The organism is Bradyrhizobium sp. SZCCHNS1050 (assembly GCF_032484785.1).
Taxonomy (GTDB): domain Bacteria; phylum Pseudomonadota; class Alphaproteobacteria; order Rhizobiales; family Xanthobacteraceae; genus Bradyrhizobium.
The window spans coordinates 1924428-1939364 of the sequence record NZ_JAUETR010000001.1 but is presented as its reverse complement, the minus strand read 5'-3'; the positions used below and the strand labels follow the sequence as shown (position 1 = coordinate 1939364).

The 14937-nt window shown below is 66.0% G+C and carries 4 protein-coding genes; all 4 read left to right on the top strand.

Annotated elements, in window-relative coordinates; translation table 11 throughout:
- Positions 1-42 precede the first annotated feature (42 nt).
- The 4 genes from QX094_RS08795 to QX094_RS08780 all read left to right on the top strand — a co-directional run bounded on the left by QX094_RS08795 (position 43) and on the right by QX094_RS08780 (position 14902).
- On the top strand, positions 43-3339 hold the full coding sequence (locus tag QX094_RS08795) for a hypothetical protein (protein ID WP_316187825.1): 3297 nt from the start codon (positions 43-45) through the stop codon (positions 3337-3339).
- A gap of 37 nt (positions 3340-3376) precedes the next feature.
- Entirely contained in the window at positions 3377-9046 is a 5670-nt protein-coding gene (locus QX094_RS08790; protein ID WP_316187824.1) for a hypothetical protein, read from the top strand.
- Positions 9039-10922, top strand: a complete 1884-nt coding sequence (locus QX094_RS08785) for a hypothetical protein (RefSeq protein WP_316187823.1) — start codon at positions 9039-9041, stop codon at positions 10920-10922. The genes QX094_RS08790 and QX094_RS08785 overlap by 8 nt, the downstream gene beginning before the upstream one ends.
- Before the next feature lie 875 nt (positions 10923-11797).
- Complete coding sequence (locus QX094_RS08780; RefSeq protein ID WP_316188202.1) at positions 11798-14902, top strand: DEAD/DEAH box helicase; 3105 nt, start codon at positions 11798-11800, stop codon at positions 14900-14902.
- Positions 14903-14937 lie beyond the last annotated feature (35 nt).

Here is a 14937-nt window from a genome sequence, read left to right as displayed (position 1 = left end):
GATGATGGCGGGCGATCCGGCGAGGCGGCGGGGAGGAGCGGGATGAGCGACACGATCGGCACCTATTCCTTCCTGCCCTGGCTGCGGCTCGGCGTGGCGAACAGCATCACGGCGTCCGACAACGACAACTCGGTGGCGCTGCGCGCGACGATCAAGGTCGACTTGTCGCTGGCCGGGCGACCGGTCCAGGGCGACACGGATCTGACGGCGACGATTTCGCGCGATGTCGCGCTCTATGGTCCCGGGGACATCGTCGGCATCGATCCGATGGCGGTGGTGAAGGTGGAGCCGCGCGACTGGATCACCAATTTCGAGCCGAACTACCTGCCCTTCGTTGAGTTCTACGACGAGGATTTTCCGTGGCGCTACACGCCAGCGGCGCCGGACGAGTCGCGCCACCGGCTGCGCCCGTGGCTCGCACTCCTGGTGCTCGAGGTGGAGGAGTTCAAGGAAGTCGCGGTGTCGTCGGCGCGGCCGCTGCCGGCGATCGACGTGACGGGCGATCCGGCCTCGGTATTTCCGCCCGCCGACCAGCTTTGGGCCTGGGCGCACGTCCACGTCAACCGCGACCTGATCCAGCAGGACGGCGTGGTGGAATCGACCAATGCCGACCAGGCGAGGGCACGGCTAGAGAGCCTGCTGGCCAGCAATCCGGACTACGCCTATTCGCGCGTCCTGTCGCCGCGTCAGTTGGAGCCGAATACGTCCTACCATGCATTCGTGGTGCCGACCTTCGAGAGCGGCCGTCTCGCCGGCCTCGGAATCGCGCCCGCGGCGAATCCCGCATTCTTCGCCACCCTGTCGGCCTGGGCGGACTATACCGACCGGCCGTCCCCGACGCTGCATCCGGTGTACAAGCGGTGGTACTTCAAGACCGGGACGGTGGGCGATTTCGAGTACCTCGTCCGCCTGTTGAAGCCGCGTCCGCCGGACTCGCGGCTCGGCCGCCGCGACATGGACACGCAGACGCCCGGCTCCGGGATGCCGCCCATCGCGGTCGCCGGGCTCCACGGGGTGCTGCGGCTCGGCGGCGCGCTCAAGGTGCCGGACGAGGCGCTGACCGGCGCGCAGGAGGCGGAGGCTGCGGCCTACGAGGGCTGGGATGAACCCTACGCGCACGAATTCGAGAAGGCGCTGGCGGGCTTCGTCAACCTGACCGACGACTATGCCCGCGAAGGCGCGCCCGACCCAGTGATCACGCCGCCGCTGTACGGCCGCTGGCACGCGCTCACCGAGCGGCTGCTTGAGGAGGCGGACGGCAGCGACGCGCCGCAGCCGCGCAACTGGGTGCACGAGCTCAATCTGGACCCGCGGTTTCGCGTTCCCGCCGCGTTCGGCACCGCGGTCGTGCAGAAGAATCAGGAGGCCTATATGGACGCCGCCTGGGACCAGGTCGGCGACATCCTTGCGGCGAACCGGCGGATCAGGCTGGCGCAATTCGCCAAGGCGGCGGCCGCGATCTGGCATGCGCGCCATCTCGGGCCGCTGAAGGATCTCAGTGCGGAACGCGGGCTGACGATGATGGCGCCGGTGCAGCGCCGGGTGATCGCCGACGGCTTCACGCTGCGCCATCGGCTCAAGGAAAGCACGGTGCCCCGCGCGGCGCTGTCTGCGCCGTTCCGGCGCGCGGTCCGGCCGCGCGACCAACTCGCGGCGACGCTCGGCTTCGACTCGCCGAAAGGCGCCGAAGAGCTACTGGAGAAGGTCAATCGCGGCGAGGTCAGCGCGGCGCCGCCGCGGGTCACCCCGGACGCCTTGCCGGTGGTGGAGGATGTCGCCGCGCAGCTTCAGCCGAAGTCGCTGCCCGCGGAGCTGACCAACTGGCTCACCAAGCACCGCTGGGCGAAGTGGGTCCTACTGGTCGTTCTGCTACTGCTCGCCGTGCTGCTGCTGGCCGTCGCGATCCCGCTCGCGATCGTGGTCGCGGCAGCGGCGCTGGCGCTGTTCCGATGGCTGGTGCGGCTGGAGAGGCAGGCCGGCATCGCGACCGGCGTGTTGCCGCAAGGGGCTTCGCCCGAGATCATCGACGCGCTGCCGGGCTTTCCGTCGTTCACCATCCGCGATCCCGATCCCGCCGCGCCTGAGCCCGTCGGCGGCGCTTCGTCCGCCGACAGCCCGGAGGCGGCGCGCTTCAAACTGGCTCTCAAGGATCTCAACCGGCTGCTCACGGTCAGCGCCGATCTCGGCAAGCCGCCGTTGCGCAAGCCGATCGACATCGCCGCGCTCGGAGCGTCGACTTTCGCTGCGATTGATCCCGACAAGACGGTGCCCGCCTTCACCTTCTCCTCGATCACCATTCCGCCGCGAGTGCTGGCCATCAACGGGATCGCGACGCTGCTGCAGCCGGAAGTGTTCAAGCCTGTGATGGCATATCCGGAAATCGACCTGCCGATGTACAAGCCGCTTCTCGGTCTGTCCGACGAGCACTTCCTGCCGAACATCGACAAGATTCCGCAGAACACGATCACGCTGCTCGAGACCAATCAGCGTTTCATCGAGGCCTACATGGTCGGCCTCAACCATGAATTCGCCCGCGAGCTGCTGTGGCGCGAATATCCCACCGACCAGCGCGGCAGCTGCTTCCGCCAGTTCTGGGACCCGAGCGGCGTGATCGACCGGGAGGGCCTGTCGAAGGACGAACTGCGCGAAAAGCTCCGCGATATTCCGCCGCTCCACACCTGGTCGCTGTTCTCCAAGCTCGGCGATCACGACCATCGCGAGAAGCCGGGCGAGAACGAGGAGGAAGTCGTCCTCGTCATCCGCGGCGAGCTGCTGAAGAAATATCCCACCGCGGTGATCTACGCCCAGAAGGCGCGCTGGCAGCGCGACGACGGCGGCGCGATCAATCCCCGCGTCGAGCGGGTGCTGGAGACCGACGGTCCGGTGGAAGACCGCCTGCGCACACCGCTCTACGAAGCCAAGGTCGATCCCGACATCACCTTCATTGGCTTCGACCTGACCTCGAAGGAGGCAAAGGGAGGCACCGGCCGCGGCAATTCGACGGCGCCGGGCTGGTTCTTCGTCATCAAGGAGCGGCCCGGCGAGCCGCGCTTCGGCCTCGATATTTCTCGCGACGGGCCGCTCAACGTCTGGAACGACCTCGCCTGGCCTGACGTGCTGTCCGACGCCGACAAGGGCTTTCTGCAGATCAGGCCGGGCGGGCCGACCCTCACCCTGGACGATCCGGTGGCGCCGGAGCTGCAGGAGAAGAAACAACAGTACGACGAGGACAAGGCGCTACGCTGGCATCCGGACAGCAACTCCGCGGAGCTCGCCTACATCCTCTACCAGGTTCCCGTGCTGGTCGCGGTGCACGGCAGCGAGATGCTGCCGAACTGATCGCGCAGCGGACACGACAGGGGGCGGCGGAGGCGAAATGTCCGAGTTCGATGATATCCGCAAGGAGCTGGAAGCGTCGCGCGCCGCGGCCGATGCGACGTCGCGCGAGATCGGCCGGCTTCGCCACACCCGCGCGCGGCTGATCCGCGACCGCGCACGGGCCGCGCGCGTCAGCAAGGGCGCCGATGATCCGGCGCTGGCGGCGATCGACAAGGAGACCAAGGCGGCGGCCTCCGAGATCGAGCGGCTGGGCGGCGCGCTGAAGGCGGCGAAGGACGAAGTGGTCCGCAATAGCGGGCTGTTCGCGAACTTCAGCGACCCACGCCGCAACATCGGCCTGCTGTCCGATCAGACGCCGATCCTGCTGATGCCGCTGCGGATCGAAACGCGCTTCAAGCAGGCGGCGGAATTCGGCGGCGACCGCGACGAGCTGTGGGTCCGGGTTTATCCGGACGACATCGCCGTCGACAGCTTCGAGGAGGCGTTGTCGGAAGACGAGGTGAAGCGCGCCCAGGCCTATTGGGCCGACGTCTGGCGGGCGAACCACGACCCCGCCGGGGAGCGGGCCGCCTGGCGAACGCTCGTGAGCGGACAGGGCTCGGGGCGGTCCTACTACGTGACCCAGACTCATCGTCCGCTCAACGAGGCGGCGCGACCGGCCAGGGTGGAAGGCGTGCCGACCGTGATCCTGACGGTGGTGACCAGCGCGCCGCTGGCCGATTCCGAGCGAGGTGCGGTCAGCGCATTCTGGATCGCGCTGTGGCTCGCCGGCACGGACGTGGCCGCGCAGACGGACGCGATCGCCGCGCTCGACAACGCGCTCGGCGCCGAGCGCGCCGCGGCGGTCCGTGAGGCGTACCGGCCGCGGAATCTCGCCGACGCGCCGCCCGAGGGCGCGGACCGCGCGACCACCACGGTCATCGCCGCGTATCTGGAGTTTCCCGCCGCGGACGCCACGCCGATGCGGGAGACCGGCTGGTCGCAGCCGGCGACCGCCCGGATCGTGCCTGATCGCCTCGTCCTGCTCGGTTACAACGGCGGAACGCTCGAACTCGAGCAACTCGGAAAACCGATTCCGTCGCCGCTACCGGTCACGCCGTCGCCGACCGGAACGGACGACGCGTCGGTCGCGCACGACGGCGACGACATCACGTTCGGTCCGGAGCTCGAATGGGTGCGCAACTTCGACCGCGCCGTCGAGATCGGCATGGGATTCCGGGTGCCGCTGACGCCGCCCGCCTTCCGCCGTGGCTTCGATCAGTTGATGGTGCTCGGTGTGCGGCTCGGGGCCGATGCAGACGCCGGCCGGGTCGCGCTGGAGCAGTTGTTCGCCCATCATCATCAGTCGAAGGCGGGGTTCTCGATCCTGCCGCAGGGCCAGCCGACCAACAACGTCGAGGGCGAGGGCGCCGCCTACAGCTGGCGCGAGGAGTCCGACGTCAGCTTCGATCACTACTTCGGCACTCCGCCCCTGGACCCCGACGGATGGTTCGAGCGGACAGACGGACGCTGCCTCGCCGCCACGCTCGGTCTCGATCCGGCCGCGCTGGCGGTGATCCCCTTCTACCATCGCCACGACGTCAACGACGCCCGCGCCATGAACACGGCGCTGTGGCCGGCCACGCTCGGTTATTTCATGGAGAGCATGCTTCATCCGATCTTCGACGATTCGACGGTGGAGCGGACCCGCGACTTCTTCGTCCGGCACGTGTCGGCACGCGGGCCGATGCCCACGATCCGCGTCGGTCGTCAGCCCTACGGCATCCTGCCGGCGACGCCGCGCTCGCGCATCCAGTGGATCTTCGCGGGGGCGAACGTCGCAGTCGGGGCCGCGCACGCGCCGGACGATCCGGAATTGCGGTTCCTGACGCGGTTGTATCAGTTGCTGCGCAAGGTCGAGGCCGATCTGGAGCCGCTGATGTCGCGGGTGTCCTACATCGGCAAGCCGGGCGGCGACCGTCATCAGATATTGCTCGATGTCCTCGGCCTGCACGCCGGATCGGTGGAATTCCAGCAACGCTTCGCCGAAAGCTTCAAGGAACTGTACAACCGCCTCGCGATGCAGGGGGCGGGCGGCGCCTTGGTCGCGCTCCTGCTCGCCGCGGGCTATGTCGGAAGCGGGCTCGATCTGCTGAAGCAGCTCGGCTACACGCCGCCCGAGGGGATCGAGGTGCCGGACATCCTCGAGAAACTCTTTCTCAAGGCGCCCAACCAGCTCAAGGGCCCGCTGATCGACGACCGTCCGTTGTCGGAGACCGAGCAGATCCGCGCCTACACCGCCGGCGGCGACAACTACATCGGCTGGCTGATCAAGGCTGCGGCGACCTCACACGATGCGCTGCGGCTGCAGCAGGGCTTCACCCAGCGCCCGAACGCGCTGCTGTATCTCATGCTGCATCACGCGCTCGACCTGAGCTTCGTCGAGACCAGCATCCGCCTGTTCTTCAATGCCGGGCTGATCGGCGAGACCGAGTTGAAGGCGGCGCGGCGCGAGCCGAAGTTCTTTCAGGTCGAGGAGGCGAGCCTCGCCGTGCCGGCTGCGGCCGGCGGCAGCCGCTGGCGCTACCTCCACCGCAGCGACGCCGCGGTCACCGGAACGGGACTGAGGACGGTCGGCGAGTTCATCCCGACGGTGCTGACCTCGATGGTCGCCACCGCGTATCTCAAGCGCCAGCTCGATGCGCTCGAACGGCTGAAGAGGTCCCCGACAGCGGTTCTGGAACGGGTGTTCGCCGAGCATCTCGACCTCTGCACCTACCGGTTCGACGCCTGGTACGGCGGCATCATGAGCCGCCAATTGGAACGGATGCGCTATCCGCACGGTGCCGGCCGGGGGACCGCTCAGCCGGGCGCACCGGCCGGCGAGGCGAAGACCGGAATCTATCTCGGCGCCTATGGCTGGCTCGAGAACGTCAAGCCGGAGTTCAAGAAGCTGACGGCGGTCGAACTGCCGGCAAACCTCGCGGCGATCTTCGCCGATCCGGATGCGCCGCCGCTGATGCGCGACCGCAGCAACCAGGGCTACATCCACGCGCCGTCGCTGAACCAAGCGGTGACCGCCGCGGTGCTGCGCAACGGCTATCTGTCCAACGCCACGCCCGACAATCCCGGCAGCCTCGCCGTCAATCTCAGCTCGGAACGAGTCTGCATCGCGCTGTCGATCATCGAGGGAATGAAGGGCGAGCAGAGCCTCGGCGCGCTGCTCGGCTACCAGTTCGAGCGCGGCCTGCACGATCGCCACGACGTCGAAGTGGACGGGTTCATCTACGACCTCCGCAAGGTGTTCCCGCTGGTCGGCGACCGGCTGGCTCCGACGCTTACCGGCCGGCTCGACGCGTTCGGTCGGCGACTGCGGATCAACCGGGTGGAGGCGCGCAACGTCATCGACGGCCTTGCTTTGGTCGAACACATCAAGACCAGCGGCGTGAGCAGCTACCCGTTCGGCCACGATGCCGACCTGCCGGCGGCGAGCCCGCAGCAGGCCGCAGCGATCACCGCCGAGGCCGCGCGGATTGCCGACATCGCCGACGCGGTCGCCGACCTCGCGATGGCAGAGAGCGTGCATCAGGTGGTGCAGGGCAATTACGACCGCGCCGGCGCCGTGCTCGACACCTACTCCAAGGGAAAATTCCCGGCGACCCCCGACGTGGTGCGCACGCCGCGGTCGGGGGTGACGCTGACCCATCGGGTGGCGCTGCATCTCAAGGCCGGGCTCGACCCGAACGACGGCGCGCTGACATCGCCGCGGGCGAAGGCGGAGCCCGCGCTCAACGCCTGGCTCGCGGGCATTCTGCCGCCGCCGGCAGCGGTCGCCTGCTCGGTGACGGTCACCGACCCGCTCGATCTCTCCTCCGTCACCTACAACGTGACGCAGGCCGATCTCGGCCTGCTGCCGATCGACCTGCTGTATCTGCTCGATCCGGACAACGATCCAGCCGCCAAGGCGCTCGACGATCTGATCGAAGCGCATGTGATCGCCGTCCATGCACCGCGCCCGGACGCAATGCTGACGATCGCCTACCGCGAGAGGATTGCGGCGATCGCCGGGCATGTGCCGCTGTTCGAACTGTCGGCGTTGGTGCGGCATCTCAGAAGCCTGCTACTGCGTTCACGTCCGCTCAAGGCGAGCGACATGGCGATGGCCGGCGAGGCGAACGAGGCGGTCGATCTCGACGCGGCGCTCGCGCGCGAGCGGGCAACGCTGCCGCGCGATCTGCTCGCCGCGCGGCTTGCGGATCTCGACGCCTTCCGTACGGCGCTGCAGGCCCGCCTCGACGCCAAGCAGGAGGCCCAGATCGCCACGGAGATCGAGCAGACGATCACCGGCTTCGTATCGGTGATGCAGGGTCTCGGTCCATTCGCGGCGTTGCAGACCGGTACCGGTGCCGTCTACGCCGACCGGCGGCGGATCTTCTCCCAGTTGCACGCCGTACTCGCCGGCTACATCGCTCGATGGACCAGGCAACTCGCCGAGTTCGACGCACGCATACTCGCCTACGACGCTGATTCCGGCGCGCCGGACGCGGCGAAGTTCCTGGCGCTGCGGGTGGCCGAAAAGCTGATCGCGACCACGGCGACCGACCCTCTACCGGCGCAGCCGGACGATTTCCGCGACGATCTCATGAGCGGCAAGCGCGCCGCCTTCGTTGGACAGCGCGCCGTTCTGATCATGCTCTACGACAATGCGTCCGATCTCGCCGCCCTGCATGATGGCATCGAGGCGTCGAAGGCTGCGAACGCCGCGTTCGACGCGGCGGCGATCGACATCGCGGCACAGCGCACGGCGATCGTCGCCCTCGCAGAGGACATGGCGAAGCGCACCGCCGCGCTCGCGCTCGAACTGACGACGCGGCTGCCGGCGATCCAGGCCCGGCTCGATCAATACGATGCCGCGGCGGAGGCGAAGAACAAGATCGAGGCATTGACCGCCGCGGCGAAGCTGCTGTTCGGCGAAGATTTCAAGATCGTTCCGGATTTCGGTCTGCCAGCGGCGCAGGCCGGTGAATGGAGCAACGCCTGGGGCGCGGGGGCGCAGGCGGACGAGACCATTCTCGGGTTCCTCAAGACGACGATCGGACGCCGCTTTCCGCTCGACGACTGGTTCACGGGCGTCGCGCGGGTGCGGTCGAAGCTGCGCGATCTGGAAGCTTCGCAGCATCTCGCCGACGCGTTCACGGGGGCGGGCGTCGCGCTGCAGGCGCTGCAATTTCCGCATCGCCCCGAGTTGCCGTGGCTCGGACTCGAATTCCCGGAGACCGATGCCGACGGAAAGCCGTTCGTGATCGACGAAGACAAGCTGCTCTATACCGCGCATTTCGCCGAAAGCTTCGACCCGGCGCGGCGGCAACTCGGGCTGTTGCTCGACGAGTGGACCGAAGTGATCCCGCGCCCGACCGAGGATACCGGTCTGGCGTTCCACTTCGACCGGCCAAACGCCGAACCGCCGCAGACTCTGCTGCTGGCGTTGCCGCCGAAATTTGTCGGCTCGTGGCAGTGGCAGGATCTCGTCGACACGGTACGCGAGACGATGGACCTCGCCAAGAAGCGCGCGATCGAGCCCGACCACGTCGACACGACCGCCTATGCCCGCTTCCTGCCGGCGCTGGTGTCCGCCGTGGCCTTCCATCCGATCACGGCCTCGCTCAACTTCGCTTTCAACAACAACCTCGCCGCGGTGCTGGCCGAGACGGAGACGGGCAATGGCTGACTATGTCGCGGTTCAGAACCTCTCCGCCGTGTTCTCCGGCAAGGTGAAGCTGCCCACCATCACGTTGTGGAACAGGCTCGAGGGCCGTCCACGCACGCACGATTTCGACCGCGCGCTCAAGGCTGAGGTCCGTGATCCGCTGTGGCTGCTGACGAAGCAGTGGCAGATGGGCGAGTTTCAGGGCGACGACGCCGGCTCGCCCGTCGTCGCCAAGGTACACATCGAGACCACCGAACTGACGAAATACCGCGCGGCCGGCAATCCGCCGGAAGCGTTCGCCGACGACGTGCCGCTCGAAGCCAAGGTCGAGCGGCGGCCGATCCCGTTCCGTCTCGCCGGCCAGAAGATCGCGTTCGATCTCCGCATCGCCCTGGGCCGGCGCTGGCTGAAGCTCGTCGCCGGCATCGAGCCGGGGCTTGCCCAGCAATTCATCGCGGCGCTACCGGTCGCCATGCCAGATCCGGCGCTCAAGGCCGATGCGCCGGTCGCCGCCCATCGCGAAGCCTGGCAGACGATGGCGGCGCTGGCCGGCCGGTCGATGGACGGCTACGACCTCGTCGAGCATCTGACGGCCGCGCCCGGCAATCACGCGCACGACCTCGTCGTGCTCGGCAATCCGGCCAGCACTGCTGCGATCGAGACGGCGGAGGCGGAATTCCTTGGCTGGTACCGGGAGGCGTTCTACCAGCCCGCCGCGGGTGCCGCCGATGCCTGGCTGCCCGATCGCCTCGAATACGCCTTTGCAGCGTCGGCGCCCAAGGCGGGCGGCGAGAAGCTCGTGGTCGCCGACGAATACTTCCAGGGGCATCTCGACTGGTACAACTTCGACGTCGACGCCTCCGGCGCAGGACTCGGTGACCTGGCGGACGCGCCGCCGCCGGCCGCCGTCGAGACGACCTTTACGGCGTCGTTCATCCCGGCGCCGATCCAGTTCGACGGCATGCCGAACACACGCTGGTGGACCTTTGAGGAGGGACGAACGAATTTCGGCGACATCGATCCGGAGACGACGGACGTCAACAAGCTGCTGCTGATCGAATTCGGCCTCGTCTACGCCAACGATTGGTTCCTGATGCCGTTCACCGTGCCGGCCGGGGCGATCACCCGGGTCGCCGGCATGAGCGTGACCAACGTCTTCGGCGAGCGGATCTGGGTCGAAGCCGCGGGCAAGGGCACGGACGCCGATTGGCAACGCTGGTCGATGTTTACGCTGGCGACGAAGGGGAGCGACGACATTCCCGCCGATCTCAGCCTGTTCATCGTGCCCAGCGTGCCGAAGATCCAGGAGAGCGAGCCGCTGGAGTCGGTGGAACTGTTCCGCGACGAGATGGCCAACATGGTGTGGGGTGTCGAGTCGCGGGTGATGTTGGCTTCGGGCGACAGCAAGAGCGGGCGCAGCGCCGCGCTCGACACCCGCCGCTATTTCCGTCGCCTGGTGGAGGAGAGCCTGCCGCCGGACCCAGCACCTGCGCCGCCGATCGAGAACGACGCCGCGATCCGCTATCGGCTGATGAGCGAGATGCCGGAGAACTGGATCCCATTCATCCCGGTGCACATCGACAACGACAGCCGCGAGATCCAGCTGCGTCGCGCCGCAATGCTGCGGGTCATCGACCGTGACCTGGATCCGCCGGTGCGCGTCGAACCTCGCACCGATCTGCTGCGCCACGGTCTCGACCTCCCGCAGCAGCAGGGCTACAATCTCCATGAGGAGGAGGTGCCGCGCGCGGGCATTCGTGTCACCCAGAGCTTCCAGCGCACGCGCTGGTACAACGGCCGCACTTTCGTCTGGCTCGGCATCCGCAAGGAGACCGATCGCGGCGAGCGGTCGAGCAAGCTTGCTTTCGACGCGATCCTTCCGAAGCGGAAGGCATGAACGCATGAAACGTCACCGTCGATATGGCGTGGCGCGGCCGCCGGCGGTGGAGGGGTGAACGGGCGCGCGTCATTCCCAAGTCGGCAATTTCTCACGCGACGGCAGACGCCCGGCACCCCAAGATTACGTAGCGGCCAGCAAGTGTGAATATCCGAAGACCCGTTCTCAACCTCAGCGCTTCCTTCATGACATAGGCGCAACGGAGAGCGAGCACGAGGAACGCCGTTCAAGATTGAGCGCGGAGAAGTTCGCCTTGATTGTGCCGAATCGAGGGTCACTGCGTTATTGTACGTTGCGGCTTCAGCAGCTTCGGCAGAAGCCCTTAGCCATAAGGGCAGAGATCACGCGGGATCGCTTATAGCATGGGCAACCGCCGGCTCTGCTCAAACCTGGTGACGGGTAGTCCCGCCGCAGGCCGTCTCAGCCGGGCTCGTGAATTCTGTGCAGCCCAGTCACCAAGGCGGTAATCACGCTTATCAACGCGCTCGTACCATGGTCATTCAAGAACGAATCCTCTGCGTCATAGTTGTCATGGCACCTCAGTCTGCCACGCGGAGCGCGACGATGGTGCTGGTTGGTGACACCGTCGCACTTAAGGGGAGAACGGTGATCGACACTCCGAAGTTTGGATCCCTTGAAGCCGTCGAATCCGCTAAAGCTCGACAAAGATTCGCAGGCTTGCCTCGCATTCGTCAATTCAGCACGAGAATTCAGTGACCACTGCTCTTCGTACGCCCCGTGGCTCAATGCCGCGCAAGAACACATCAGCAAAGCGCTCCGCGTCACCAAAGGCCGCCCCGCGGAAGAAGACATCTGTTGCGGCAACAACGAAGGCTCCGATCCGGACTGGCATTTCCTCCTCGTCGCCGCTGGGCATGTTGGCGCTGTATCTTACGGCGCAATGGCGCGCTTCGGGCCGGGGCGGACTTGTGTTTCTCGCCGAAAATGAGAGCCGAGCCGAGCTGTTGGGTTCGATCATCCCAGTTATCGAGCCGGCCTGTGATGTGCTCGTCTATCCCCGTTTGAACACGCTTCCGTTCGATCAGCTTGAGCCTTCACGTGATATCGCGGGCCGGCGGAGCTCCGTCTTGAGACGCCTTGCCAGGGCAAAGAAGCCGATCCTGCTGATCGCGACGGCGGAGGCCATAATGGAGCTCCTGCCGTTGCCTGCGAACTGGTCTCGTATCGGATTTCTCCTTCGGACCGGGGCCGTCTTTTCCGAGGAAGACCTCGAGGCCCGTCTGAAAGCTCTCGGGTACGACCTGGACGACAGTCCGGATTATCCCGGTGGAGTTTTGTTTCACGGCAACACCTTCGAGATCTTCCCGGCCGGCGCGTTCGGACCTTTTAGGATAGAGCATTCCGGAGGGAGAATCCGGCGTATTGCAGCGATCAATCCGATAGACCAAGAGGTGATTTCCGAAACGAAGGAACTCCTGATTGACCCGATGTCCGAGCGGCTGGCGTTCACGGGCCGGGCTCGAAGAAGGTCCAGCCTATTGGACTATTGTGCGCGCGCCAAATGGATCGCCGACAGCACCGTGCCCAGGCACGCCGACACCTGGTTGAGCACGATCGAGGATGCGGCCGCCCGCAGTGAGCGTGACCGTGCCTATCTCAGCCGACGCGAATGGGAGCTGGCGGCCAAGAAGATCACTGTGTTGCCGCCAACCACTCCGTATCGTGCGACGCCAGAGTTCTACAAGGCAGCCTCTCCGCGGAAGGCGCTCCGTGCATTTATCGAGGAAGCCCAGCGCGGAAGCGCACGTGTGCTTTTCGTCGCTGCGGTCGAAGCTGATTTGCGTGTGATGGCCCGGATGAGCGCTATCAAGGCCGAATGCGTGCCCGATTGGACGCACGCGACCGCAAGGGGCAGGCAGCAGGCCGCATTGTTGGCAGGCTTCGATGCGGGCTTTGTCGTTCCTGGAAAGAAGCCGCTCGTGGTCATCACTGCTGCCGACGTGCTCGGCAGCAGGGCACACCAACCGCAACCGATGAACTGGGCATGGACGCCCGGCTTCGATTCGGGAGATCTCCCCGAACTCGGATCCGTGGTCGTTCATCTGCAACGTGGACTCGCACGCCTTGGCGGCCTGAGATCCATGGGCACGGGAGATCTTTCGGCGCGCGAGATGGTCAGGTTGGTATTTGCCGGAAACGACGCCGTTCTCGTTCCTCTCGCAGAATTGGCGCTGATCTGGCCTTACGCCGCTGAGCTCGGAGACACCTCGCTGGACAAGGCCGACGGCAGCTCGTGGCGGCCGCGGCGAGCCGCTGCCGAGACGGAGATTCACGTGGTCGCAAAGGAGCTGGCCAAGCAGATGAGTCAGCGCCGGCGGCGCCCGGCTCCGAAGCTCGTGCCGCGCCCTGCTGTCTATGAGAAGTTCGTCGCGCGGTTTCCCTATTTCACCACCTCCGATCAGGCGAAGGCCATCCGCGACGTTCTGGATGATCTTGCATCGGGGCACCCGATGGACCGGATCGTCTGTGGAGACGTCGGCTTTGGCAAAACCGAGGTGGCGCTGCGCGCAGCGGCAGCCGCCGTGCTGGCCGGAAAGCAGGTCGCTATCGTCGTGCCGACGACAGTGCTGGCACGACAGCATGTCGAAACCTTCCGCAAGCGCTTTGCGCCTCTTGGCATCGATGTTGGAAACCTGTCGCGGGTGGCCTCGACCGCCGAAGCGCGAGAGGTAAGGGAGCGCCTCAAGAGCGGAGAACTCAGGGTCGTCGTCGGGACCCTCGCGCTCGCATCCAAGGAAGTGAGATTTGCCGAACTTGGCCTGATCATCATTGACGAGGAGCAGCATTTCGGCGCTGCCGAGAAAGCCATGCTGTCGGGCCTCAATAAGAACGGCCACCGGCTCTGGATGAGTGCGACACCGATCCCCCGCACACTTGCGGCCGGCTTGACGGGCTTGAGGGATCTCAGCGTGATCGCAACCCCGCCGGTCCATCGTGTTCCGGTTGCCACCAAGGTCGCACCGCTTTCGGACATAGCTATCGCCGCTGCGCTGGTTCGTGAGCACAGACGTAACGGTCAGAGTTTTGTCGTTTGTCCGCGGATCCAGGATCTCGATCCCATGCTCGCCAGGATCCATGCGCTGGCTCCGGAACTACGTATCATTGCCATTCACGGCAAGATGCCGACGGACGAGATTGACGAGAGGTTGATGGGGTTCGTCGAAGGCCGTGCCGATGTACTACTTGCGACCAACATCGTGGAAAGTGGCCTCGACATCCCACGTGCGAACACCATCGTTGTGTGCTGGCCCGAAAGATTCGGCCTGGCACAATTGCATCAGCTCAGGGGGCGAGTAGGACGGGGCGGCATCCGGGCGTTTGCACATTTCCTGACGGAAGGTGGCTCTGAACGCTCGGAAAAGCGGCTTTCCGTTCTCGAGGAATTGAGCCGTCCGGGCGCTGGCTTCGCGATCAGCGCTCGCGACCTCGATCTCCGCGGCGGCGGCGACCTGCGCTCCGATCGACAATCCGGCCACATGCAGGTGTTCGGACCGACGCTCTACGGCCACCTTCTTACGCTTGCCCTGGAGGGAGACCGCGATGGAATGTCCGCGCTCTGGATCCCCGAGTTGAATCTTCCCATTCCTGAGCTGCTTCCTTCGAGCTATGTGCAATCGGAGGCGGTCAGGCTGGAGATCTACGCTCGAGCCGCTCGGTGCCGGAGTGATGACGAGCTGGAGGAGCTCGAGGATGAAACGCACCGCCGATTCGGCAAGCTGCCATCCGAGGCCAGCAATTTCTTTGCTGTCGCCAAGCTCAGGATAAGTTGCAGGCAACGGGGGATCATGCGTCTCGATGTCGGCCCGGATGCGATTGCTGCAACGATGCTCGCAGGGAGGATCGGTAAATTACGCTCGCGGTCACTGCAGCGCGAGGGCGATCGCGTCGTCTATCCCGGGCGCAGCGATGAACCTGCTTTACGACGGGTCGAACAGTTCTTGGATCTGCTGGACGAATGACGAGGGATGCGCCACTCAAGTCGAAACGGTCCTGT